We start from the raw sequence: 22,595 nt of genomic DNA on the forward strand, positions 1-22,595 counted from the left end.
GGCAGACGCCAAAGGGCGCCCGGGCGCTCGCATAATCGCGGCTCCCCACCCACAGCCCACAGAAAAAAGGCGCCCCATGTCTTCCATCACCCTCCGATTCCTGGCCGAACCCAGCACCGTCAACTTCGGCGGCAAGGTCCACGGCGGCACGGTCATGAAGTGGATCGACGAGGCCGGCTACGCCTGCGCCACCAGCTGGGCCAAGCGCTACTGCGTCACCGCCTTCATCGGCAGCATCCGCTTTCACCGGCCGATCATGATCGGCGACCTCGTCGAGGTCGAGGCCCGCCTGGCCTACACCGGCAAGACCAGCATGAACATCTCGGTCGAGGTGCGCAGCGGCGACATGAAGGGCGGCGTGATGGAAAAGACCACCGAATGCCTGATCGTTTTCGTCTCGGTCGACTCGCACGGCCGGCCGCTGCCGGTGGAAGCCTTCGTGCCCGGCACCCCCGGCGAAATGGCGCTGGCCGAGCGCGCCAAGGCGCACCTGGACGCCAGCCGCGCCGCCGGCGGCACGCCCTGATCACGGGCGCGGGGATAGGCGGCGCGCCCTAACCACGGCGCGCCCGGGCGGCTAGAGTCGTGTGATTGCATCCCAAGGAACACACCGCATGGCCACCTCCCGAGACGACGACAGCAACGACAAGACCGACCGCATCAAGGACTCGGCCCAGCAGATCTGGCTGGCCGGCCTCGGCGCCTTCGCCAAGATGCAGCAGGAAGGCAGCAAGGCCTTCGAGGCGCTGGTCAAGGACGGCGCCGGCATGCAGAAGAAGACCCAGCAGGCCGCCGAGGAAACCCTGGCCCAGGCCCAGCAGCGCATGGCCGGCTTCGCCAGCGAGTTCGGCACCAAGGCCGCCGGTCAGTGGGGCAAGCTCGAGAACATCTTCGAAGACCGCGTGGCACGCGCGCTCGAAAAGCTCGGTGTGCCCTCGGCCGCCGACGTGGCTGCATTGCAGGCGCGCGTCGAGGCGCTCGAAGCCCAGCTCAAGCAGCGCGACGCCAAGGCCGCCGCCACGGCGCCCCGCAAGTCCGCCGCGCGCAAGGCCGCGCCGGCCCCCGCCGCCAAGAAGACCCTGCGCCGCACCAAGGCCGGCTGACATCGTTCTGTAATTGCGGCACTGCACAAAAATTCAGCGCCGCAAAACATGTCCCGCACCGTTCATGGTGCAGCGCACATGCGCTAGAGTGCCCCCAAGACCAAGAGAAACCACGGGGGCACCGACATGGCAAAGAAGGCGCCACGCCGCACTGCGCAACGCATCCTCGAAGCCGCATTGGATTTGTTCAACCGCTTCGGGGAACCGAACGTGTCGACCACGCTGGTGGCCGGCGAGCTGAACATCAGCCCCGGCAATCTCTACTACCACTACCCCGCCAAGGAAGAGCTGATCAACAAGCTCTACGAAGGCTACGAAGCCGAGCTCAACGAGCTGCTGCACGCCAGCGAAGGCGTGCACGACGTGGAGGACGCCTGGTTCTTCATGCACAGCCTGTTCGAGCTGATCTGGCGCTACCGCTTCCTGTACCGCGACCTCAACGACCTGCTGAGCAAGAACCGGCACCTGGAGACCCAGTTCCAACTCGTGCTCAAGAACAAGGCGCGCGCCATCCGCCAGCTGATCGCCGGCCTGAGCCGCGCCGGCCACCTGGACATCGACGCGCACGAGGTCGACACGCTGGCCCAGAGCATGGTCGTCGTGCTGACCTACTGGCTCAGCTACGAGTACGTGCGCAACCCGCGCCAGGCGCTGGAGCCCGCGCACGCGCAGGGCGCGCTGATGCGCGGCGGCCACCACACGCTGCATCTGCTCGCGCCCTACCTCGCACGCGACCAGCGCCGCCACCTGCTGGCGCTGAGCAATGCCTACAACGGCGAAAGCGCCGCCAGCAACCCCAGCCCCGTGCCACCGACTGTCGATATGGCGGCCTAGAACATCCATGCCCCACTCCGATTTCAAACCGCTCTCGCTGCTGTCCGCCGGCCCTGCCGCGGCCACGGCCACCGCCGGCACCGAACCCTGGACGCCCCTTCCCTACCCCGACGTGCCCCGCTACGACGCGCGCAGCCTGCTCGCCCACTGGCAGCGCCTGCACGCCGGCCACGCGCTGCCGCCGCCCGCGCCCGACGCGCCGCTGGCTGAAGGCTGGGCGCTGTACCACAGCGGCGAGTTCGAACGCGCCGCCGCCCTCGGCCTGCGGCACGGCCCCGACGGCCTGGCGCTCGCCAACCAGGCGACCGCCATCTACGCCAACTACCTGGAGCCGCGCGAGGCCGTGCGGCTCGCCATGTTCCGCCAGGTGATCGAACGCGCCGGCGCGCAGGTCGCGGCCGAACCCGACAACTGCCAGGCGCTGTACTGGCAGGCCTACGCGCTGGGCCGCTACAGCCAGGGCATCAGCGTGGCGCGCGCCCTGGCGCAGGGCCTGGGCACCAAGCTCAAGGGCGCGCTGGAGCACGTGATCGAACTGCAGCCGGAACACGGCGACGCGCACCTCGCGCTGGCCGCCTTCCACGCCGAGGTGATCGACAAGGTCGGCGCGCTGGTCGGGCGCATGACGTATGGCGTGCGCGCCGAAACCTCGATCGAGCTGTTCGAGCGCGGGCTGACGCTGCACCCGCAGTCGGCGGCCGGGATGATGGAGTACGCGCGTGCGCTGCTGATGCTGCACGGCGAGTCGCGCCTCGGCGAGGCGAACGGGCTGTACGAGAAGGCGGCGGCGCTGACGCCGGCGGATGCGCGGGAGCGGCTGGACGTGGAACTGGCGCGCGCAGGCCTGACGGACTGAAGGGCCTGAACGCTCACGATTGGTACCACTTGGTACCAATCCATTTAAGATGCGCGGTTTCTGACCTTCTTCCCGACCGCCATGTCCGACCTCAACGCCCAATTCGAAGCCGCCCAGGCCAACTCCAAGCTGCTGGCCGAGCGCCCCGACAACCCGACGCTGCTGAAGATCTACGCCCTGTTCAAGCAGGCGACCGAAGGCGACAACACCGCCAAGAAGCCCAGCTTCAGCGACATCGTCGCGCGCGCCAAGTGGGACGCGTGGACCGCCCAGAAGGGCGCCACGGCCGACGAGGCCAAGCAGAAGTACATCGACCTGATCGAATCCCTGCGCGCCTGACCGGCCGCGTCGATCAACCGACGATCCCGCGTTCCTGCAACGCGGCGATCTGCCCGGCGCTCAACCCGATCTCCTCCAGCACCGCCTGCGTGTCCGCCCCCAGCGCCGGCGCATTGCGCCGGTGGCCGGCCGGCGTGAGCGACAGCTTGGGCACGAAGCCGGGCACCGCGAGCGCGCTGCCGTCGGGCATCTTCACCTCCTGCAGCATGCCGCGCGCGGCGTAGTGCGGGTCGGCCGCGATGTCGGCGATGGTGTAGATGCGCCCGGCCGGCACGTGCGCCGCATCGAGCGCGGCCAGCACCTCGGTCACCGTGCGCTGCGCGGCCCAGTCGCCGATGGCGGCGTCGAGCATCCCGACCTGCGCCACGCGCCCCGTGTTGCCGGCCAGCGCCGGGTCGGCCGCAAGGTCCGGCCGGCCGATGCAGGCCATGAGCCGCTTGAAGATGCTGTCGCCGTTGCCCGCGACGATGGCGTAGCCGCCGTCCGCGCAGCGGTAGGCGTTGGTGGGCGCAATGCCCGGCAGCGCGCTGCCGGCGGCCTCGCGCACCGCGCCGAATTCGGCGTACTCGGGCAGCAGGCTTTCCATGCAGTTGAAGACCGCCTCGTACAGCGCGACGTCGACCACCTGGCCCCGCCCCTTCGGAAATTCGGCGCTCACGGTGGCGTGGCGATGCTGCATGGCCATCAGCACGCCGATCACGCCATGCAGTGAGGCCAGCGTGTCGCCGATCGACACGCCCACGCGTACCGGCACGCGGCCCGGTTCGCCCGTGAGGTGACGCAGCCCGCCCATGGCCTCGGCCACCACGCCGAAGCCGGGGCGGTCGCGGTAGGGGCCGGTCTGGCCGTAGCCGCTGATGCGCAGCATCACGAGCGCGGGGTTGGCTGCCAGCAGCTCGTCGGGCCCGAGGCCCCAACCTTCCATCGCGCCGGGGCGGAAGTTCTCGACCAGCACGTCGGCCTCGGCCGCGAGCTGGCGCACGATGGCCTGCGCCTCGGGCTGGCGCAAGTCCAGCGCCAGCGAGCGCTTGTTGCGCGACTGCACCTGCCACCAGACGGAGGTGCCGTCCTTCAGCAGCCGCCAGGTGCGCAGCGGATCGCCTGCGCCGGGCGGCTCGATCTTGACCACGTCGGCGCCGAAGTCGGCCAGCGTGCGCGCTGCGAAGGGGCCGGCGATCAGTTGCCCGAGTTCGACGACCTTGAGGCCGGCCAGCGGGCCCGCGGCCGGAGGGGAAAGAGAGCTTTGCGTCATGGTTTCCGAGTGTGCCGTGCCGCCCGGAGTACCGGGTCAGGCCGGGAAAACACCTATGAAATCTTGACACGGCGCGACGCGGCTCTTTTGCACTGCAGCAATTGCACTCCCGCACGCGCCACGCCCCGAGGAGAAAGGGGTTTGCTGCAGCGCAGCGAGCCGCCGTACCCCTCGCCACCGGGCAGGACCGCGACTCAAAAAAGTATCAGTTGCGCACCCCAACGCTGGTTGTTGGCATCCGGAGCGATTCGTACAGTCCGCCTCACCCCACCCCGGGGCCACAACCACAGAGGAAAGACCGCCGGCCATGCAACCCGATCTGGAAATCGTCGAAGTCCAAGGTGACGAATCGTTCACCGCCTGGGCGCACGGCTATCCGTATCGCACGGTGCGCTGGCACTTCCACCCCGAGTACGAGATCCAGCTGATCGTCGAGACCCAGGGCGTGTACTTCGTGGGCGACCACGTCGGCCACTTCGAGCCGGGCAACCTCGTGTTCATGGGCCCCGACCTGCCGCACAACTGGATCAGCGACGTGCCCGCCGGCCAGAGCGTCGAGCGCCGCGGCATCGTGATCCAGTTCCCCGCCGCACTGGTGCGCAACATGGCGGCCACCTTCCCCGAGTTCCGCCGCATCGAGCCGCTGCTGGCCGAGTCGGCCTCGGGCCTGCTCTTCTCGGCCGCCACCGCCGCCGCCGCCAAGCCGATCATGGAAGCGCTGCTCGAGGCGCGCGGGCTGCGCCGCGTGGTGCTGCTGCTGTCGCTGTTCGAGCTGCTGGTGGCCAGCGACGACCGCCAGCGGCTGGCCAGCCCCGCGTTCACGCCCGACCCCAAGGCCTTCATGTCGCACGCGATCAACAACGTGCTGGCCCACATCGCCGCCAACCTGGGCGACGAGCTGCGCGAGCCGATGCTGGCCGAGCTGGTGGGCCAGAGCCCGAGCGCGTTCTCGCGGTCGTTTCGCAAGCACACGGGGCAGTCGTTCGTGCGCTACGTGAACCGGCTGCGCATCGGCCGCGCCTGCGAACTGCTCGCCAACAGCGACAAGCCCGTGCTCGACGTCTGCATGGACGTGGGCTTCAACAACGTGTCGAACTTCAACCGGCAGTTCCTGCTGCACAAGCGCATGCCGCCAACCAAGTTCCGCCATTTCCATCGCATGCAGCTCGCTGCATCGCGCGCCGCCAACAGCCCGCCGTAGCGCGCCCCCCCGTGTTCCCCGCGTCGTTCCTGGCGCGGCGCACTTCGCGCCGCGCAGGGCGCCCCTTTGCCCGCGTTTTTTGCAGACCGTCACACAACCAACCTCAAGGAGACAACCCAATGAAGAGCCTTCTCAAAGCCACCGCCCTCGTCGCCGCCCTGGCCTGCGGCACCACCGCCGCACTGGCCCAGGCGCCCAAGCAGCCGCTGCGCATCGGCATGACCTTCCAGGAACTGAACAACCCCTACTTCGTGACGATGAAGCAGGCCCTGGAAGAAGCCGCCGCCAGCATCGGCGCCACCGTGGTCACCACCGATGCGCGCCATGACGTGGCCAAGCAGATCGGTGACGTGGAAGACATGATCCAGAAGAAGATCGACATCCTGCTGCTGAACCCGACCGACTCGGCCGGCGTGCAGTCGGCGGTGCGCTCGGCCAAGAAGGCCGGCGTGATCGTGGTGGCGGTCGATGCCAACGCGCAAGGCCCGGTCGATTCGTTCGTCGGCTCCAAGAACCTCGACGCCGGCCGCCTGGCCTGCGAGTACCTCGCGAAGAACATCGGCGAGAAGGGCGACGTGGCCATCCTCGACGGCATCCCGGTCGTGCCGATCCTGGAGCGCGTGAAGGGCTGCCGCGAAGCGCTGGCCAAGTACCCCGGCATCAAGGTCGTGAGCACGCAGAACGGCAAGCAGGAGCGCGCCACCGCGCTCACCGTGACCGAGAACATCCTGCAGGCCAACAAGAACCTCAAGGGCGTGTTCAGCGTGAACGACGGCGGCTCGATGGGCGCCCTCTCCGCCATCGAAGCCAGCGGCAAGGACGTGAAGCTCACCAGCGTGGACGGCGCACCCGAGGCCATCAAGGCGATGCAGAAGGCGGGCTCGAAGTTCATCGCCACCACCGCGCAGTACCCGCGCGACCAGATCCGCCTGGCCATCGGCATCGCGCTGGCCAAGAAGTGGGGCGCCAACGTGCCCGCGGCCGTGCCGGTCGACGTGAAGCTCATCGACGCCGAAGGCGCCAAGACCTTCAGCTGGTAAGTTGCCGGACGCGCCGCCCGTGACCGTCACGTACGAACCACCCCGGGAGATGCTGCGGCTGGAAGGCGTGTCCAAGCGCTTCCCGGGCGTGAAGGCCCTGTCGAACATCGACCTCTCGGTGCGCCAGGGCGAGGTGCACGCGCTGCTCGGCGAGAACGGCGCGGGCAAGTCGACGCTGATGAAGATCCTCGGCGGCATCCACCAGGCCGACGAGGGCCGCATCGTCATCGACGGCACCGAGTGCCACTTCGCCGGCTACGGCGACGCCATCGCGGCGGGCATCGGCATCATCTTCCAGGAGTTCAGCCTGGTGCCGTACCTGAACGCGGTGGAGAACATCTTCCTGGGCCGCTACCGCACGAACCGGTTCGGCCTCATGGACCAGGCGGCGATGCAGCGCGAAGCCCGCGCGGTGTTCGACGAGCTGGGCGTGCAGATCGACCTCGGCGTGCCGATCTGCCAGCTCTCGGTGGCCCAGCAGCAGTTCGTCGAGATCGGCAAGGCGCTGTCGCTGAAGGCACGGCTGCTGGTGCTCGACGAACCCACCGCCACGCTCACGCCCAACGAGGCCGAGCACCTGTTCAAGGTGATGCGCGCGCTGCGCGCCAAGGGCGTGGCGATGATCTTCATCTCGCACCACCTCGATGAGATCTTCGAGGTGTGCGATCGCATCAGCGTGCTGCGCGACGGCGCCAACGCCGGGCATGTCGACGTGGCCGCCACGACCGTCGACGCGCTGGTCGAGATGATGGTGGGCCGGCGCATCGAACAGAGCTTTCCGCCCAAGCCGCAGCCCGCACCGAACGGCCGCAAGGTGCTCGAGGTGCCCGAGATCCAGCTCGTGAAGGACGGCCCGGTCAACCGCTTCGACCTGCACGCGGGCGAGATCCTCGGCTTCGCGGGGCTGGTGGGCTCGGGCCGCACCGAACTCGCACTGGGCATGATGGGCGCCGACCGCGCGCACCGCAAGACGGTGCTGCGCAACGGCCAACCCGTGCGCCTGGACGACCCGACGCAGGCGCTCGCGCACGGCATCGGACTGCTGCCCGAAAGCCGCAAGGTGGAAGGGCTGATCACCGACTTCACGATCCGCTTCAACATCTCGCTGAACAACCTCGGGCGGCACCGCCGCGCAGGCGTGGTCGACACGGCGTCTGAAAAGCGCGCGGCCGACGAGCTCTCGCGCCGCGTGGGCGTGAAGGCGCCGGGCATCGACACCCGCGTGGCCACGCTGTCGGGCGGCAACCAGCAGAAGGTGGTGATCGCGCGCTGGCTCGGCCACGACTGCGAGGTGCTGATCTTCGACGAGCCCACGCGCGGCATCGACGTGGGCGCCAAGGCCGAGATCTACCAGCTGATGCGCGAACTCACGCGCCAGGGCAAGTCGATCCTGATGATCTCCAGCGAGCTGCCCGAGATCGTCGGCCTGTGCGACCGCGTCGCGGTGTTCTCGGGCGGCGCCATCGTGGCGACGCTCACGGGCGACGCGATCAACGCGGGCGAAATCATGCGCCACGCGACGTCGTCCGCTCCCTCCCTTCCCTCTTCCTCCGGGAGCCCCCCATGACTGCCACCGCCACCCATCCCACGCCGCCCGTTCCTGCAGGCGGGTTCTTCACGCAGCTGCGCCGCTCGACGGCCTTCCTGCCGCTGGTCGGGCTCATCGCCATCTCGGTCTTCATGATCGTGGCGACCGACAACTTTCTCTCGGTGAGCAACCTGCAGAACATCGCGCTGCAGTCGTCCATCAACGCGATCATCGCGGTGGGCATGACGGCCGCGATCCTCACGGGCGGCATCGACCTGTCGGTGGGCGCGGTGGTGGCGCTGTCGGGCACGCTGGCCTCGGGGCTGATGGTGCACTTCGGCCTGCCGCCCGTGCTCGCCGTGCCGCTCGGGCTCGGCGTGGGTGCGGTGATCGGCCTGTTCAACGGCTACTGCGTGGCCTACCTGCGCATGCCGCCGATCATCGTGACGCTGGCCACCATGGGCATCGCGCGCGGCATCGCCCTGATCTACACCGGCGGCTACCCGATCGACGGGCTGCCCGAGTCGTTCGCCTTCCTGGGCAGCGGCACGCTCGCGGGCCTGAAGGTGCCGATCCTCATCATGCTGGCCACCTACCTCGTGGCCTACGTGCTGCTCAACATGGCGCCCTTCGGCCGCTACGTGTACGCCATCGGCGGCAACGAGGAAGCCACGCGGCTGTCGGGCGTGCGCGTGTCGCGCTACAAGCTGCTGGTGTATGTGCTCAGCGGCCTCACGGCCGCCATCGCGGGCATCGTGCAGGCCGCGCGCGTCACCAGCGGCCAGCCCGGCGTGGGCGTGGGCTTCGAGCTCGACGCCATCGCGGCGGTGGTGATGGGCGGCACGTCCATCGCGGGCGGCCGCGGCGCCATCGTGGGCACGCTGGTCGGCGCGCTGCTGCTGGCGGTGCTGAACAACGGTCTCAACATGATCGGCGTGTCGCCGTATCTGCAACTGATCATCAAGGGCGGCATCGTGCTGCTCGCCATCTTCATCAGCCGCGAAGCCCGTCGCTGACCTCTTCTCCTTCGCTTCTTCGCACCCCTCCCGATCCCAAGGAATCCATGTCTTATCAAAAGCTCCAACCCGGCGCCACGGGCGCCATCGGCGAACTCGCCGCCATGCAGGCCGTCGTGTGCCACGGCCCGAAGGACTACCGGCTCGAAACCGTCGCGATGCCCACCATAGGCCCGAACGAACTGCTCATTTCCATCGCGGCCTGCGGCATCTGCGCCTCCGACTGCAAGTGCCACTCGGGCGCGAAGATGTTCTGGGGCGGCGACGGCCAGCCCTCGTGGGTCAAGGCGCCGGTCATCCCCGGCCACGAGTTCTTCGGCTACGTCGAGGCGCTGGGCGAAGGCGCGGCGGAGCACTTCGGCGTGGAGAAGGGCGACCGCGTGATCGCCGAGCAGATCGTGCCCTGCGGCAAGTGCCGCTTCTGCACCTCGGGCAAGTACTGGATGTGCGAGGTCCACCACATCTTCGGCTTCCAGCGCGTCGTGGCCGATGGCGGCATGGCCGACTACATGCGCCTGCCGCCGACCTCGCGCGTGCACAAGATCCCCGACGGCATCTCGCTGGAAGACGCGGCCATCATCGAGCCGCTGGCCTGCGCGATCCACACCGTGAACCGCGGCGAACTCCAGCTCGACGACGTGGTGGTGATCGCCGGCGCCGGCCCGCTCGGCCTGATGATGACGCAGGTGGCGGCGCTGAAGACGCCCAAGAAGCTCATCGTGATCGACCTCGTGCCCGAGCGCCTGGCACTCGCGAAGCAGTACGGCGCCGACGTCGTCATCAACCCGAAGACCGAGAACGCCGACGCCATCGTCAAGGGCCTCACCGAAGGCTACGGCTGCGACGTGTACATCGAGACCACCGGCGCGCCCATCGGCGTGACGCAGGGCCTGGACATGATCCGCAAGCTCGGCCGCTTCGTGGAGTTCAGCGTGTTCGGCTCGGAGACGAGTGCCGACTGGTCGATCATCGGCGACCGCAAGGAACTCGACGTGCGCGGCGCGCACCTGGGCCCGTATTGCTACCCGGTCGCCATCGACCTGCTGGCGCGCGGGCTCGTCACGTCGAAGGGCATCGTGACGCACGACTTTCCGTTGACCGAATGGGAGCACGCCTTCGCGCTGGCCAACTCGCTCGATTCGATCAAGGTGCTGCTCAAGCCGCAGCCCCGCGCAGTGTCATGAAGTACGTCGTCGGCGTCGACATCGGCACGCAGAGCACCAAGTGCCTGCTGGTCGGCATCGACGGCAAGGTGCATGCGCAGGCCAGCGTGGCCTACCAGCCCGAGACGCCGAAGCCGCTGTGGGCGCAGCAGGACTGCGAGGTCTGGTTCGACGCCGTGTGCGAGAGCGTGCGTGCCTGCGTGGCGCAAAGCGGCGTCGCTGCCGCCGACATCGCCGCTCTGTGCGTGAGCAGCCTCTACGGCGGCGCGGGCATCCCGGTCGACGAGGCCATGCGTCCGCTGCACCCTTGCCTCATCTGGATGGACCGCCGCGCCACCGCCGAGGTCGACGCGGTGAACGCGACGGTCGACGTGGCGCGGCTGCAGGCCATCACGGGCAACGGCGTCGACAGCTACTACGGTTTCACCAAGATGCTGTGGCTGCGCGAGCACCGGCCCGAGGTGTGGGCGAAGACGCACCACTTCCTGCCGCCCAACAGCTACATCAACTGGCGGCTGACGGGCCAGCTCGCGGTCGACCACAGCTCGGCGGGGAACATCGGCGGCGTGTACGACGCGGCGCGGCGGCGCTGGTCGGCGCAGGCGCTCGACATGCTCGGCATTCCGGCGCGCATGATGCCGCCGCGGCTCGTCGAATCGAGCGAGGTAGTGGGCCATCTGAGCGCCGAGTGGGCCACGCAGCTGGGCTTGCGCGAAGGCATGCCGCTGATGGCCGGCGGCGTCGATGCGGCGGTGGCCACCTTCTGCGCGGGCGTCACCGGCAGCGGCGACCATGTCGCGATGATCGGCACCAGCATGTGCTGGGGCTTCGTGAGCCCGACCGTGGACGCGCGCCACCAGCTCATCACGATGCCGCACGTCTACCGCGGCGCGGACCGCAGCTACGTGTTCGGCGGTGCGATCACGGCCGGCGCTGCCGTCACCTGGTTCCGCGAAACCTTCTGCCAGGCCGAAGTGGCCGAGGCCGCGCGCACCGGCGAAGACGCGCACGCCCTCATCGAACGCCGCGCGGTCGAGGTGCCGCCCGGCGCCGACGGCCTGGTCTTCCTGCCTTACCTGATGGGCGAGCGCAGCCCGATCTGGGACGCGCAAGCCAAGGGCGCCTTCCTCGGCCTCTCGCTCGCGCACAGCCGCGCCCACCTGTACCGCGCCGTGCTCGAAGGCGTGAGCTTCGCGCTGCAGCACAACATCGAGGCCGGCCGACGCAGCGGCCAACCGCTGGACGACCGCCTCATCGTGGTCGGCGGCGCCGCGCATTCCGACCTGTGGATGCAGATCGTGGCGGACGTCACGGGCTACCGCGTGTTCACGATCGAGGAAGAGGTCGAGGCCGCCCTCGGCGCGGCGATGCTCGCGGCGCTCGGTGCCGGGCTGGTCGATGCAGCCACCGCCGAGCGTGGCTGGGTCACGCTGGTAGAGCGCGCGCGGCCCGAGCCTGCGGCGCAGGCGGTCTACCGGGAGCGCTTCGATATCTACACCTCGCTGTACCCGGCGTTGCGTGATGCGATGCATCGGTTGGGATGAGGCATGCGCTGTCCAGGGCGACGCTCCCGCCGACGCGGTACCTTGCTCCGCGAATGTCCCCCGGGGCTTCGCCCCTCCTCCTTGATTTCGCTGCGCAAGGCACCGCATCGACGTGAGCGTGGGCAGTGCGGTCGTTGAGCAGCTGCACACCAGCGCCGCTTCCCGTGCGCAGGACACTGGGTGCTTCCCGCAGCGAAATCAAGGAGGAGGCCGCAGGCCGGGGGACATTCGCGAAGGGAAGTACCCGGTGGCCTGTGCACACGCCCTGAACCACAACCTTTGATGAGCAGAACACCATGACACCCACCTACGACTTCTCAGGCAAGCGCGCCCTCGTGACAGGCGCCAGCAGCGGCATCGGCCGCGCGGTCGCCGCACAGCTCGCCCATTCAGGCGCACAGGTCACCGCCGTGGGCCGCAACGCCGACGCACTGGAAGCATTGCAGGCCGAGTCCGGCTGCCTGCCTTTGGCGCTCGACGTTGCCGACGTCCTAGCATTGGAAAAAGCGCTCGCCCCCTTGCCCGCCTTCGACCTCGTAGTGAACTGCGCCGGCACCACACGCATCGAGCGCGCCATCGACCTGCAGGCCAGGAGCTTCGACGCCGTGATGGCCGTCAACGCACGCGCCGCAGCGCTCGTGGCCGCGCGCTGCGGCCGGGCCATGATCGCGGCCGGCGTGCGCGGCAGCATCGTCAACGTGTCGAGCCAGGCCTCGCTGGTCGCGCTCGATGCCCATCTTTGCTACAGCGCCTCGAAGGCGGCGATGGACGCCGTCACGCGTGCGCTGTGCCTCGAGTTCGGGCCGCACGGCATCCGCGTGAACAGCGTGAACCCGACCGTCACGCTCACGCCGATGGCCGAGCAGGCGTGGTCCGATCCGGCCAAAAGCGCGGCAGCGCTCAAGAGCATTCCGTTGGGACGTTTCGCGCAGGTCGAGGAAGTGGTCGCGCCGATCCTGTTCCTGCTGTCCGACGGTGCGGCGATGGTCAGCGGCGTGGCGCTGCCCATCGACGGTGGCTACACGATCGTCTAGACCGTCGCCCGTCAGGCGAAGCGGGTGCCGCCCTGCGGTTCGGCGAGCAGCGCATCGAGGTTGCGCGAGATCTTCTGCTCGATCTGGTCGCTGAAGCTGCTGAACAGGAAACCCAGCGTCGCCTCGAGCCGGAAGGTGTCGGCCGTGACCTCCACCGTGCCGTCGATGCCCGCGCGGCTGAACTGGGCCCGGTCGCAGTCGGTGCCCTCGGTGTAGGTGCATTCGAGACCGTAGTCCTGCTCGACCTGATGCACCCATTGGCGCGCGACTTCGCGGGCGCCGGCAATGCCCAGCGTGTGGTTGCGTTCGATTTGGATGTCAGGCACCGTCGTCTCCGTTGTCGTTGTGTGTGCGGCCTTGGCGCGCGTGGGTGTGCAGGATACCCGTGGCGGCCTGCAGGGCGCTGCGGCGCTCTTCCGTCGTGGGCAGCGCGGCAATGCGCCGCACCGCAGTGTAAAAGCGCGGCCAGTCGCGGCCCTCGCGTTCGAACAGGGCTTCGAAGCCCGGCACCAGGTCGTCGTAGGCGCCCTGCGCACCGAAGGCCGCGTTGTTGGCGCGCGCCACCCAGCCGTCGTAGGCGTTCTGGCGCGGACCGGTCCATGCCGCCTTCAGCGCGGCATAGCGCTCGCGGAAGTCGGCCATGGCGGCCTGCTTCTGCGCCTCGACCTTCGTCCAGTCCTTGGCCTTGGCTTCGGGCGATTCGTACACCTGCGTGAGCGCGCGGCGCGTGTTGAGCGCCAGCGCACGGAAGTCCTGCCGCTGTGCATTGAACTGCGCGTACTCGGCGCGCGCCGCCTCGCCGGCTTCGCGCTGCAGCCACATCGCGCCGCCAATGCGCTCGACGGCCGTGGCGTACGACTCGTTGAACACGGTGTCGCCCGGCACATAGAGCACCTGGTGCGCCAGCTCGTGGAACACGAGGCGCGCCAGCTCGCCCTCGGGGTAGCCGATGAAGGTGGACAGCAGCGGATCGCCGCCGGCCCAGTTCATCCAGCCCAGCGTGGAGTAGGCCGGCACGGGGTACACGGCCACTTCGAGGCCATTCGTCTTCTGCGCCTCGGCCTCGGTTTTCGCGGCGGCCTCGTCGTAGTAGCCGCGGTAGCCCACGCAGCCCGCGACCGGGAAGCACCAGCTCTTGAGCGTGAGCGAGTACGGCGGCGCGGCCACCACGTTCCACACGGCCGCGGGGCGGTGCAGGTCGGCGTACGAGGTGTAGCTGGCGTTGTCGGGCAGCCCGAGTTCGCTCGATGCGAAACGGCGGATGCGCTGCGCGAGTTCGAGCTTGGCCTTGAGCGGCGCGCCCACGGCCGGATCGGCCAGCCATTCGGGCACGGGCTTGGCCGCGCGCAGGATGTCGAGGTGGCCGTTGGCCGATTGCCAGTAGTAGCCGAGGTCGGCGCAGCCACTCAAGAAAAGCGCGCCGGCCAATGCCAGCGCGGGCGCGCGCAGCCGTCGCATCACGCCTTTTCGACCTGCACCAGGCAGTCGTAGAAGGTCGGGCCGCGGCCGATGTCGGTCAGGCGCTGGCTGGTCAGCTCGTTGACGTTGGTGCCGTCCATGCCGAGCTTGCGCCACCAGATGCCCATGCCGTGCACCACGCCCTGGCGCGCGCGGCGCGACACCTCGGCGCGGCAGCGGTGCTCGCCGCGCTGGTTGAACACGCGCACCGTGGCGCCGTCCTCGATGCCGCGCGCGGCGGCGTCGTCGGCGTGGATCTCGAGCAGCGGCTCGACCTCGATCGCGCGCAGGCTGGTCACGTTGACGAAGGTCGAATTGAGGAAGTTGCGCGCCGGCGGCGAGATCATCGCCAGCGGGAACTCGGTCGAGCTGCCGGCCGGCTCCCAGTTGGGCACGTGGTCGGGCAGGCCGTCCATGCCCATGGCCTGCAGGCGCTCGCTGAAGAACTCGCAGCGGCCCGAAGGCGTAGGGAACGTGCCTTCGGCGAACGGCGCCTCGGCCAGCCTCAGGCTGGTGAAGCCTTGGGCGCGCAGCTGGTCGAAGTCGATCGCCTTCTCGGCGAAAGCGGTGCGGCACAGCGACTCGTCGCTCTCCGAAAAGCAGGGCTCGTCGAAGCCCAGGCGGCGCGCCAGTTCGCGGAACACCCAGGCGTTGCTGCGGGCCTCGCCGCGCGGCGCCACGGCCGGGCGGTTCAGCAGCACGTCGGTGTGGCCGTAGCTGCAGTGGATGTCCCAGTGCTCGAGCTGCGTGGTGGCGGGCAGCAGGTAGTCGGCGTAGTCGGCGGTGTCGGTGCGGAACTGCTCGAGCACCACGGTGAACAGGTCTTCGCGCGCGAAGCCCGCCACCACCTTGGCCGACTCGGGCGCCACCGCCACCGGGTTGCTGTTGTAGACCACGACGGCCTTCACCGGCCTGGCGGTGTCGAGCAGCGCATCGCCGATGGTGCTCATGTTGATGGTGCGCGGCTTGCGCCCGGCCAGCAGGTCGGGGCGCTGCAGCGCGGCGCGGTCGACCGGGTAGTGGCCCGAGCTGCTGAGCAGCAGGCCGCCCGCGCGGTCGCGCCAGGCGCCGACCAGCGCCGGCAGGCAGGCGATGGCGCGCGCCGCGTTGCCGCCGCCGCGCACGCGCTGCATGCCGTAGTTCAGGCGGATCGCGGCCGGCTTGGTCGTGCCGTAGGCCTGGGCCAGCGCGACGATCTGTGCCTCGGGAATGCCGCAGACCTCGGCCGCGCGCGACGGCGGCCATTGCAGCGCGCGCTCGCGCAGCTGCTCCCAGCCCAGCGTGTGGTTGGCGATGTAGTCGTGGTCGAGCCAGTCGTGCACGATGAGTTCGTGCATGAGCGCCAGCGCCAGCGCGGCGTCGGTGCCGGGCAGCAGTGCGATGTGCTCGTCGCACTTGTCGGCGGTTTCGGTCTTGCGCGGGTCGATGCACACCAGCCGTGCGCCGGCGCGCTTGGCGGCCTGGGCGTGGCGCCAGAAGTGCAGGTTGCTGGCGATGGAGTTGCTGCCCCAGATGAGGATGAGCTTGGCCTCGGCAAAGAACTCGATGCGCATGCCGACCTTGGCGCCCAGCGTGTAGACCATGGCTTCGCCGCCCGCCATCGAGCAGATGGTGCGGTCCAGCAGCGAGGCGCCCAGCTTGTGGAAGAAGCGCCGGTCCATCGATTCGCCCTGCACCAGGCCCATGGTGCCCGCATAGCTGTAGGGGAGAATTGCTTCCGGTTCCGACTGCAATCCCCGAAGATGCGCGGCGATGTCGTCCAATGCCGTCTCCCACGAGACGGGCTCGAAGCGACCGCTGCCCTTGGGACCGACGCGTTTCAGGGGCTGCACGAGCCGCTCGGCATGGTCATTGCGTTCGATGTACCGGGACACCTTGGTGCACAGCACGCCGCCGGTGTGCGAGTGGGCGGGGTTGCCTTGCAGCTTCACCGCCACGCCGTCCTTGACGGTGGTGACGAGCGCACAGGTGTCGGGGCAATCGTGCGGGCAGGCGCCCAGCACCGTGGAGGGTGCGGTGGCGTCGGGCGTGTCGAGGAAGGAATCCGTTGCGTGGGCCATCGGACAAGTCTAATTTGAGTATCAACACACAGGGCAGAGGGAGGATTTCACCATGACGATGCAATTGAATCGCAGGCATTTTTCGATCGCCACGGCGGCCGCCGCCACGCTGGGCGGCTTCGGCATCGCCCGGGCGCAGGGCGACACGCCGCTGGTGCTGGGCCAGTCGGCGCCGTTCACGGGGCCGGCCGCGCAGCTGGGCATCCAGTTCCACCAGGGCGCCAAGCTGTTCCTGGACCAGTACAACGCCCAGCCGGGCCAGCGCGACGTGGTCATCAAGAATCTGGACGACGGCTACGAGCCCGACCGCTGCGCGGCCAACACGCAGAAGCTGATCGGCGAGGACGTGTTCGCGCTGTTCGGCTACATCGGCACGCCGACCAGCCTGGCCGCGCTGCCGCTGGCGGTGAAGGACAAGGTGCCGTTCATCGCGCCGTTCACGGGCGCGATGTCGCTGCGCGAGCCTTTTCACCGCAACGTGTTCCATCTGCGCGCTTCGTACAACGACGAGACGGCATTGATGGTGAAACAGCTCACCCACCTGGGCATGAAGAAGATCGCGGTCTTCTATCAGAACGACGCCTACGGCAAGGCCGGGCTCGACGGCGTGACGCTGGCACTGGCCCAGCAGGAACTCAAGCCCGTGGCGCTGGCCACGGTGGAGCGCAACTCGGCCGACGTGGCCGCCGCCGTGAAGACGATCATGGCGAGCCAGCCGGCGGCGGTGGTGCAGGTGGGTGCCTACAAGGCCTGCGCGGCGTTCATCCGCGAGATGCGCAAGGCGGGCTACGGCGGCGTGTTCTTCAACCTCTCGTTCGTGGGCACGCAGGCGCTGGCGGACGAGCTGGGCAAGGAAGCGGCGGGCGTGATGGTCACGCAGGTGGTGCCCTCGCCCTACAACCAGGCGAATGCGCTGGCCCGCGAGTTCACCGAAGCGGTGCGCAAGGCGGGCGGCGGCGCGAGCGCCAATTTCTCGAGCATGGAAGGCTACCTGGCCGCCAAGGTGCTGACCGAGGGGCTGCGCCGCGCACCGGGCGGCAAGGGCACGCGCGACGGGCTGATCGCGGGGCTGGAAAGCATCGAGCGGCAGCAGTTCGGTGGCTTCGAGGTGTCGTTCTCTTCGAAGAGCCATGTGGCTTCGAAGTTTGTCGAGCTGTCGATGCTGACGGGGGATGGGCGGGTGCGGACCTAGTTTGTCCAGGGGGCGTGCCCAGGCCACCGGGTACTTCCCTCCGCGAATGTCCTCCGGCCTGCGGCCTCCCCCTTTATTTCGCTGCGGGAAGCACCCAGTGTCCTGGGCACGGGATGCAGCGCTGGGAAGCGGTCAGGCGGAGAGGCCGTCCACCGCCTGGAACATCGCCTGCCGCGCCTGGCTCACGATCTGGCCACGCCAGGCGTCGCTGTCCGTATAGAACGCCTCCACCATCCGCGCGCGGATGCCATCGGCCAGGTCGGCGGGCGCGTCGGGGTGCTTGTGCAGCCAGTGGTCGGCGCGCAGGGCGCCGGTCACCTCGAGCATCGGCAGCGTGCCGTATTCGAGCGCGATGCCGGTGTACTCGGCCTGCGGGCACTCTTCGTACACGGCGTCCCACATCAACCCGCGCAGCAGCGCCGAGGTCGAGGAGCCGTCGTAGATCGAGGTGACGGGCGCCGCCGGCGTGCCCCACCACGCGTTGGCGCGGGCATAGGCGACCTTGTCGTCGCGGCAGGCAAAGATGCGCTCGCCCAGGCCGTTGGGGCCGAGCCCCGTGTGCAGGTCGATCCAGGCCAGGCGCTTCGCGTGGCCTGCATGGCGGCGCAGCACGCTGCGGATCGTCTTGTTGCTCCAGGTGGGCGCCTTGCCGCCGAAGAACAGGCCGTCGTCGAACTGGTACTGGCCGCTCGTCACCGCCGCCTGGTAGGCGGTGGCGCCGTGCTTGTCGATCCACTTCTCGATCGCGGCCTGGTTGTCTGGCGTCGGCGGCCAGGTGTCGGGCAGCAGCAGCGGGTGCAGCTTGGCGTAGGGCTCGTTCACCGGCACGGGCTTCGAGAAGTCGAGGAAGTTGCGGTTCAGGTCGACGTTCTCGTGCGTCACGCGGCGGCCGTACGAAAAGCCGTGCGGGTTCAGCGCATGCACGTACAGCACCGCCACGCCCTGCGCCTTGGCCTTCTCGCGCCATTCGGCGTCGTGCAGCGCGAACACCTGCACGCCGCTGCCGCAGTGGCCCTCGACGCCGTGGCAGGCGCTGGTGACGACCAGCAGCCGCTCGGCGTTGGCATCGCCGTCGAGCGCCACGTCCATCGACAGCTCTTCGCCGTCGCGGCCCTTGAGCGGGTGCGCGTGCGGCTCGACCGTGAGGCCGGCGCTGACGCAGCCCTGCAGGAACTTCTGGCGCGCCTGGGCGTAGCGCGGCGAAAAGGCCTCGCCGATGCCGATCATGCTGCGGTGCCGCCGGGCTGGAGGAACTGCTCGGCGATCTGCACCCAGCAGGTCGCGCCCAGCGGGATGAGGTCGTCGTTGAAGTCGTAGCTGGCGTTGTGCAGCGTGCACGGACCTTCGCCGTGGTGCACGTCGCGGTGCGAGCCGTCGCCGTTGCCGATGAAGGCGTAGGCGCCGGGCTTGGCCTGCAGCATGAAGGCGAAGTCTTCCGAGGTCATGGCGGCCTCCTGCTTGAGCACGTTCTCGGGGCCGACGATCCCGCCCATCACGCGGCGCGCGAAGTCAGCCTCGGCCTCGGTGTTGATGGTCGGCGGGTAGTAGCGCTCGAAGCGAAACTCGCAGGTGGCGTCGTGCGCGGCGCAGATGTGCTCGCTGATCTGCTTCATCTTGGCCTCGATCATGTCGAGCACCTCGAGCGAGAAGGTGCGCACGGTGCCCGACAGCTCGCAGTTGTCGGGGATCACGTTGTTGGTCTCGCCGGCGTGGATGGTGGTGACCGAGATCACCGCCGAATCGGTCGGCTTCATCTTGCGCGTGAGGATGGTCTGGAAGGCCTGCACGATCTCGCAGGCGATCGGCACCGGGTCGATGCCGGTCTGCGGCAGCGCGGCGTGGCCGCCCTTGCCGACCACGTTCACATGGAACTTGTTGCCCGAGGCCATCACCGGGCCGGGGCTCACGGCGAACTGGCCGGCCTTCATGCCGGGCCAGTTGTGCATGCCGAAGACGGCGTCCATGGGGAACTGCTCGAACAGGCCTTCCTTGATCATCTCGCGCGCGCCGCCGCCGCCTTCTTCGGCCGGCTGGAAGATCAGGTAGACGGTGCCGTCGAAGTTGCGATGCTTGGCCAGGTGCTGGGCCGCCGCGAGCAGCATCGCCGTGTGGCCGTCGTGGCCGCAGGCGTGCATCTTGCCGTGGTGCTGGCTGGCGTGGGCGAAGGTGTTGAGCTCGGTGACGGGCAGCGCGTCCATGTCGGCGCGCAGGCCGACGGCGCGGTTGCTGGTGCCGTTCTTGACGATGCCGACCACACCGGTGGTGCCCAGGCCGCGGTGGATGGGAATGCCCCATTCGGTGAGCTTGCCTGCCACCACGTCGGCGGTGCGGACTTCTTCGAAACAGAGTTCAGGGTGGGCATGAAGGTCACGCCGGACGGCCGCGATGCCGGCCGCCTGCGTGACGAGCGAGTCGATGAGTTTCATAGGACACAGTCTAGGCTTTGCGATCAGCGCCGCAAAGACCGTGCCGGGCAAACCCTCAGCGGCCGATGCTCTTCAGGTACTCGGCGCGCGCGGCCAGCGCGGTGTCGGTGAAGTCGGTGAAAACGCCATCGACGCCGAGCTTGTAATAGACCGCGTATTCGTTCTTGCCGTCCTTGTTGTAGTCGGACGCGAGCCGGCGCGACTCGTTACGGAACGTGAAGGGGTGCACGAACAGGCCCGCCTTGTGGGCGTCGGCGATCAGCGTGGTGGGGGCCGTCGAGGTGGCGTCGGCGTCGTTGATCTTGCCGTCCTTGTTGACGTCCACCACCTTGCCGTCGGCGCCCACGGTGCCCTTGACGCTCACGATGTAGCGCTTCCAGGGGCCGATGCCGTCGGCGTAGGTCTTGATCTCGGCCAGCCCGGCGGGCGTGACCATGACGTCGAAGTTGCGCTTGTCGCCGGCCTTGGTCCACTCGTAGGGGCGGTCGACCGGCACGGCGTAGGTCATGGCGCCGGTCTTCATGTCGATGCCGTCGCCGTCGATCAGCTGGATGAGCCGGGTGTTCAGGCCCTTGCTCTTCATGTACTTGAGGCTGCCGGGCTCGAACGACTGCACGTAGATGGGCGCGGTCTTGCTGTTCCAGCCGGCGGCGTTGATGGCGGTGATGACCTTGTCTTCCATGGGCATGCCAAGATCGCGGAAGTAGGTCGGGTTCTTGGTCTCGGGGTAGATCGCGATGGTGCGGCCGGTCTCCTTCGTCTTGGCCTTGGCGAAATCGATGATCTCCTGGAAGGTCACGACCTTGAACTTGCCGTTGAATTCCTGCGGACGCTCCGCGTCGGTCGAGATGCCGCCCAGGGTCTTGATCTCGGCCAGCGTGAAGTCGTTGCTGAACCAGCCGGTCTGGGTTTCGCCGTCGACCTGGATGGTCTTCTTGCGCGAGGCGAAGCGGGGGTGCTTGGCCACGTCGGTGCTGATCGCCAGGTTGGGGTCGTGGCGGGCGATGAGCACGCCGTCTTTGGTGGAGACCAGGTCCATCTCGATGACGTCGGCGCCCAGTTCGATGGCGCGCGCGTACGACTCCAGCGTCTGTTCCGGCAGGTAGCCCGAGGCGCCGCGGTGGGCGATGACCAGCGGCGGGTTGCCGTCCAGCGTGAGCAGCTTGTTCGCCGCCGGGCCGGTGGTGCCACAGGCGGCCAGGCTCAGGGCGGCCGCGGCGGTCAGGGTGATCTGCAGGGACATGCGCATGTTGTCTTCTCCATCCAAACAAAGAAAAAAGAGGAGGCAGGCTACCCGCTGCGCGTGACAACGCCGATACCCATCTGCGCGGGCGTTCAACTTCCCGGACAATCTGTTGCATGCAGCACACGCTTTCTCCCCAGAGCCTCTTGATGGCGCAAACCTTGGTTCGCATGAACACGGTGAGCGCAAACAGCAACCTCGAGCTGATCGACTTCGCCCAGGCGCATCTCGCCGCCCTCGGCGTGAAGAGCCGCATCACCTACAACGCCGAACGCACCAAGGCGAACCTGTTCGCCACGCTGGGCGAGGGCAAGCCGGCCGGCGTGATCCTCTCGGGCCACACCGACACGGTGCCCTGGGACGGCCAGGCCTGGAGCGTCGACCCGCTGTCGGCCGTGGTGCAGAACGAGCGCCTGTACGGGCGCGGCTCGGCCGACATGAAGAGCTACATCGCGATCGCGCTGGCCAACGCCCAGCGCTTCCTCGAGGGCGACGCGCCCTTCGCCGTGCACTTCGCCTTCACGTACGAAGAAGAGATCGGCTGCTTCGGCGTGCGCGAACTCATCGCCGACATGCGCGACGCCGGCATCAAGCCGCTGGCCTGCATCGTGGGCGAGCCCACCAGCATGGTGCCGGCCATCGCCCACAAGGGCGTGTACCGCTACAAGTGCTGCGTGCGCGGCAAGGAGGCGCACTCGTCGCTCACGCCGAAATCGGTCAACGCCATCGAGATGGCGGCGCGCGTGATCGGCAAGGTGCGCGACATGGCCGAAGACTTCGAGCGCAGCGAGCCGCGCTACGCCGGTTTCGACGTGCCCTTCAGCACCGCCAGCGTGGGCCAGTTCCACGGCGGCATCGCCGACAACGTGGTGCCGCGCGACGCCGAGTTCCGCTACGAATTCCGCGACCTGCCCACGGCCGACGCCAAGCGCATGCAGTCCGACGTGCTGGCGTACGCCGCGAGCATCGAGCCCGCCATGAAGAAGGTGGCGCCCGACGCGGGCTTCAAGTTCGAAACGATCTGCGAGATCCCGAGCTTCCTGGGCGCGGCCGGCGATCCGGTCACGCTGCTCGCGCAGCGCCTGGCCAGCGAAGACCGCACCACGCTGGTGGCCTTCGGCACCGAAGCGGGCCTGTTCAAGAACGCCGGCATCCCCACGGTGGTGTGCGGCCCCGGCAGCATCGAGCAGGCGCACCAGCCCGACGAGTTCGTGAGTCTTGAGCAGCTCGCGCGCTGCGAGCTGTTCATGGAGCGCCTCGCGACCTCGCACACCATTGGCTGAAGACCCCGGCAGCGGCGCACTGC

At 68.6% G+C, this 22,595-nt stretch carries 21 protein-coding genes; 14 read left to right on the plus strand and 7 right to left on the minus strand.

What is annotated here, in order from left to right; translation table 11 throughout:
• Nucleotides 1-76 precede the first annotated feature (76 nt).
• The 5 genes from AC07XP_RS04815 to AC07XP_RS04835 all read left to right on the plus strand — a co-directional run bounded on the left by AC07XP_RS04815 (nt 77) and on the right by AC07XP_RS04835 (nt 3,132).
• Complete coding sequence (locus AC07XP_RS04815) at nt 77-526, plus strand: acyl-CoA thioesterase (protein ID WP_062476095.1); 450 nt, start codon at nt 77-79, stop codon at nt 524-526.
• Between the two features lie 88 nt (nt 527-614).
• Complete coding sequence (locus tag AC07XP_RS04820; RefSeq protein ID WP_495263977.1) at nt 615-1,103, plus strand: phasin family protein; 489 nt, start codon at nt 615-617, stop codon at nt 1,101-1,103.
• 126 nt (nt 1,104-1,229) lie between these two features.
• Nucleotides 1,230-1,937, plus strand: a complete 708-nt coding sequence (locus AC07XP_RS04825) for a TetR/AcrR family transcriptional regulator (protein ID WP_070063441.1) — start codon at nt 1,230-1,232, stop codon at nt 1,935-1,937.
• A gap of 7 nt (nt 1,938-1,944) precedes the next feature.
• On the plus strand, nt 1,945-2,793 hold the full coding sequence (locus AC07XP_RS04830; protein WP_307589798.1) for a tetratricopeptide repeat protein: 849 nt from the start codon (nt 1,945-1,947) through the stop codon (nt 2,791-2,793).
• An 81-nt stretch (nt 2,794-2,874) separates the two neighbouring features.
• Nucleotides 2,875-3,132 (plus strand): acyl-CoA-binding protein, encoded by a 258-nt coding sequence (locus tag AC07XP_RS04835; protein WP_070063442.1) that lies wholly within the window; start codon nt 2,875-2,877, stop codon nt 3,130-3,132.
• Nucleotides 3,133-3,145: 13 nt separating this feature from the next.
• Here AC07XP_RS04835 and AC07XP_RS04840 read toward each other — a convergent pair whose 3' ends face one another.
• Nucleotides 3,146-4,384, minus strand: coding sequence for a CaiB/BaiF CoA transferase family protein (locus tag AC07XP_RS04840; protein WP_492731545.1), 1,239 nt, complete (start codon nt 4,382-4,384; stop codon nt 3,146-3,148).
• Nucleotides 4,385-4,691: 307 nt separating this feature from the next.
• Between AC07XP_RS04840 and AC07XP_RS04845 the strand changes: the two genes are divergently transcribed.
• The 7 genes from AC07XP_RS04845 (at nt 4,692) to AC07XP_RS04875 (ending at nt 12,910) form a co-directional block, all read left to right on the plus strand.
• The gene (locus AC07XP_RS04845; RefSeq protein WP_062476111.1) at nt 4,692-5,585 is read left to right on the plus strand and encodes a helix-turn-helix domain-containing protein; all 894 of its coding nucleotides are present in this window, start codon (nt 4,692-4,694) and stop codon (nt 5,583-5,585) included.
• A 119-nt stretch (nt 5,586-5,704) separates the two neighbouring features.
• A complete protein-coding gene (locus tag AC07XP_RS04850; RefSeq protein ID WP_493195487.1) occupies nt 5,705-6,625 on the plus strand; it encodes an ABC transporter substrate-binding protein in 921 nt (306 codons plus the stop codon).
• Between the two features lie 49 nt (nt 6,626-6,674).
• On the plus strand, nt 6,675-8,192 hold the full coding sequence (locus tag AC07XP_RS04855; protein ID WP_495263997.1) for a sugar ABC transporter ATP-binding protein: 1,518 nt from the start codon (nt 6,675-6,677) through the stop codon (nt 8,190-8,192).
• Nucleotides 8,189-9,169 carry an ABC transporter permease gene (locus AC07XP_RS04860; RefSeq protein WP_492686647.1) on the plus strand — a complete coding sequence of 327 codons (981 nt, stop codon included), beginning with the start codon at nt 8,189-8,191 and terminating at the stop codon, nt 9,167-9,169. Before AC07XP_RS04855 ends, AC07XP_RS04860 begins: the two co-directional genes overlap by 4 nt.
• A 47-nt stretch (nt 9,170-9,216) precedes the next feature.
• Complete coding sequence (locus AC07XP_RS04865) at nt 9,217-10,353, plus strand: alcohol dehydrogenase catalytic domain-containing protein (RefSeq protein WP_495263978.1); 1,137 nt, start codon at nt 9,217-9,219, stop codon at nt 10,351-10,353.
• Entirely contained in the window at nt 10,350-11,876 is a 1,527-nt protein-coding gene (locus AC07XP_RS04870) for an FGGY-family carbohydrate kinase (protein WP_495263979.1), read from the plus strand. The genes AC07XP_RS04865 and AC07XP_RS04870 overlap by 4 nt, the downstream gene beginning before the upstream one ends.
• 296 nt (nt 11,877-12,172) lie before the next feature.
• Nucleotides 12,173-12,910: an SDR family oxidoreductase gene (locus tag AC07XP_RS04875; protein WP_495263980.1), complete on the plus strand. Its 738-nt coding sequence runs from the start codon at nt 12,173-12,175 to the stop codon at nt 12,908-12,910.
• A gap of 11 nt (nt 12,911-12,921) precedes the next feature.
• On the opposite strand, the gene AC07XP_RS04880 is transcribed toward AC07XP_RS04875, so the two are convergent.
• From AC07XP_RS04880 to AC07XP_RS04890, 3 genes are read right to left on the minus strand one after another with little or no spacing between them, the layout of a single operon-like run.
• Entirely contained in the window at nt 12,922-13,236 is a 315-nt protein-coding gene (locus AC07XP_RS04880; protein ID WP_095743253.1) for a polyhydroxyalkanoic acid system family protein, read from the minus strand.
• On the minus strand, nt 13,229-14,368 hold the full coding sequence (locus tag AC07XP_RS04885; protein WP_354345374.1) for an aminopeptidase: 1,140 nt from the start codon (nt 14,366-14,368) through the stop codon (nt 13,229-13,231). The genes AC07XP_RS04880 and AC07XP_RS04885 overlap by 8 nt, the downstream gene beginning before the upstream one ends.
• Nucleotides 14,368-16,428: a molybdopterin-containing oxidoreductase family protein gene (locus AC07XP_RS04890; RefSeq protein ID WP_495263981.1), complete on the minus strand. Its 2,061-nt coding sequence runs from the start codon at nt 16,426-16,428 to the stop codon at nt 14,368-14,370. The genes AC07XP_RS04885 and AC07XP_RS04890 overlap by 1 nt, the downstream gene beginning before the upstream one ends.
• A gap of 58 nt (nt 16,429-16,486) precedes the next feature.
• Between AC07XP_RS04890 and AC07XP_RS04895 the strand changes: the two genes are divergently transcribed.
• A complete protein-coding gene (locus AC07XP_RS04895) occupies nt 16,487-17,620 on the plus strand; it encodes an ABC transporter substrate-binding protein (RefSeq protein WP_095950737.1) in 1,134 nt (377 codons plus the stop codon).
• Nucleotides 17,621-17,752: 132 nt separating this feature from the next.
• Here AC07XP_RS04895 and AC07XP_RS04900 read toward each other — a convergent pair whose 3' ends face one another.
• From AC07XP_RS04900 to AC07XP_RS04910, 3 genes are read right to left on the minus strand one after another with little or no spacing between them, the layout of a single operon-like run.
• On the minus strand, nt 17,753-18,847 hold the full coding sequence (locus AC07XP_RS04900; protein WP_495263982.1) for a M14 family metallopeptidase: 1,095 nt from the start codon (nt 18,845-18,847) through the stop codon (nt 17,753-17,755).
• The gene (locus tag AC07XP_RS04905; RefSeq protein WP_447740328.1) at nt 18,844-20,046 is read right to left on the minus strand and encodes a M20 aminoacylase family protein; all 1,203 of its coding nucleotides are present in this window, start codon (nt 20,044-20,046) and stop codon (nt 18,844-18,846) included. The genes AC07XP_RS04900 and AC07XP_RS04905 overlap by 4 nt, the downstream gene beginning before the upstream one ends.
• 55 nt (nt 20,047-20,101) lie before the next feature.
• Nucleotides 20,102-21,295 carry a glycerophosphodiester phosphodiesterase gene (locus AC07XP_RS04910; RefSeq protein WP_495263983.1) on the minus strand — a complete coding sequence of 398 codons (1,194 nt, stop codon included), beginning with the start codon at nt 21,293-21,295 and terminating at the stop codon, nt 20,102-20,104.
• Nucleotides 21,296-21,405: 110 nt separating this feature from the next.
• On the opposite strand from AC07XP_RS04910, the gene argE reads away from it, so the two are divergent.
• Nucleotides 21,406-22,572, plus strand: coding sequence for an acetylornithine deacetylase (gene argE, locus AC07XP_RS04915; protein ID WP_495263984.1), 1,167 nt, complete (start codon nt 21,406-21,408; stop codon nt 22,570-22,572).
• Nucleotides 22,573-22,595 lie beyond the last annotated feature (23 nt).

It is taken from the genome of Variovorax sp. GW531-E2 (genome assembly GCF_059423125.1).

What these genes read in the sequence shown, in the direction of transcription:
- AC07XP_RS04905 (WP_447740328.1), bottom strand. Translation starts at nt 20,046, where the DNA reads ATGAAACTCATCGACTCGCTCGTCACGCAGGCGGCCGGCATCGCGGCC.
- AC07XP_RS04820 (WP_495263977.1), top strand. Translation starts at nt 615, where the DNA reads ATGGCCACCTCCCGAGACGACGACAGCAACGACAAGACCGACCGCATC.
- AC07XP_RS04835 (WP_070063442.1), top strand. Translation starts at nt 2,875, where the DNA reads ATGTCCGACCTCAACGCCCAATTCGAAGCCGCCCAGGCCAACTCCAAG.
- AC07XP_RS04900 (WP_495263982.1), bottom strand. Translation starts at nt 18,847, where the DNA reads ATGATCGGCATCGGCGAGGCCTTTTCGCCGCGCTACGCCCAGGCGCGC.
- AC07XP_RS04850 (WP_493195487.1), top strand. Translation starts at nt 5,705, where the DNA reads ATGAAGAGCCTTCTCAAAGCCACCGCCCTCGTCGCCGCCCTGGCCTGC.
- AC07XP_RS04840 (WP_492731545.1), bottom strand. Translation starts at nt 4,384, where the DNA reads ATGACGCAAAGCTCTCTTTCCCCTCCGGCCGCGGGCCCGCTGGCCGGC.
- AC07XP_RS04885 (WP_354345374.1), bottom strand. Translation starts at nt 14,368, where the DNA reads ATGCGACGGCTGCGCGCGCCCGCGCTGGCATTGGCCGGCGCGCTTTTC.
- AC07XP_RS04845 (WP_062476111.1), top strand. Translation starts at nt 4,692, where the DNA reads ATGCAACCCGATCTGGAAATCGTCGAAGTCCAAGGTGACGAATCGTTC.
- AC07XP_RS04875 (WP_495263980.1), top strand. Translation starts at nt 12,173, where the DNA reads ATGACACCCACCTACGACTTCTCAGGCAAGCGCGCCCTCGTGACAGGC.
- AC07XP_RS04910 (WP_495263983.1), bottom strand. Translation starts at nt 21,295, where the DNA reads ATGCGCATGTCCCTGCAGATCACCCTGACCGCCGCGGCCGCCCTGAGC.
- AC07XP_RS04855 (WP_495263997.1), top strand. Translation starts at nt 6,675, where the DNA reads ATGCTGCGGCTGGAAGGCGTGTCCAAGCGCTTCCCGGGCGTGAAGGCC.
- argE (WP_495263984.1), top strand. Translation starts at nt 21,406, where the DNA reads ATGCAGCACACGCTTTCTCCCCAGAGCCTCTTGATGGCGCAAACCTTG.
- AC07XP_RS04860 (WP_492686647.1), top strand. Translation starts at nt 8,189, where the DNA reads ATGACTGCCACCGCCACCCATCCCACGCCGCCCGTTCCTGCAGGCGGG.
- AC07XP_RS04870 (WP_495263979.1), top strand. Translation starts at nt 10,350, where the DNA reads ATGAAGTACGTCGTCGGCGTCGACATCGGCACGCAGAGCACCAAGTGC.
- AC07XP_RS04815 (WP_062476095.1), top strand. Translation starts at nt 77, where the DNA reads ATGTCTTCCATCACCCTCCGATTCCTGGCCGAACCCAGCACCGTCAAC.
- AC07XP_RS04865 (WP_495263978.1), top strand. Translation starts at nt 9,217, where the DNA reads ATGTCTTATCAAAAGCTCCAACCCGGCGCCACGGGCGCCATCGGCGAA.
- AC07XP_RS04890 (WP_495263981.1), bottom strand. Translation starts at nt 16,428, where the DNA reads ATGGCCCACGCAACGGATTCCTTCCTCGACACGCCCGACGCCACCGCA.
- AC07XP_RS04825 (WP_070063441.1), top strand. Translation starts at nt 1,230, where the DNA reads ATGGCAAAGAAGGCGCCACGCCGCACTGCGCAACGCATCCTCGAAGCC.
- AC07XP_RS04895 (WP_095950737.1), top strand. Translation starts at nt 16,487, where the DNA reads ATGCAATTGAATCGCAGGCATTTTTCGATCGCCACGGCGGCCGCCGCC.
- AC07XP_RS04830 (WP_307589798.1), top strand. Translation starts at nt 1,945, where the DNA reads ATGCCCCACTCCGATTTCAAACCGCTCTCGCTGCTGTCCGCCGGCCCT.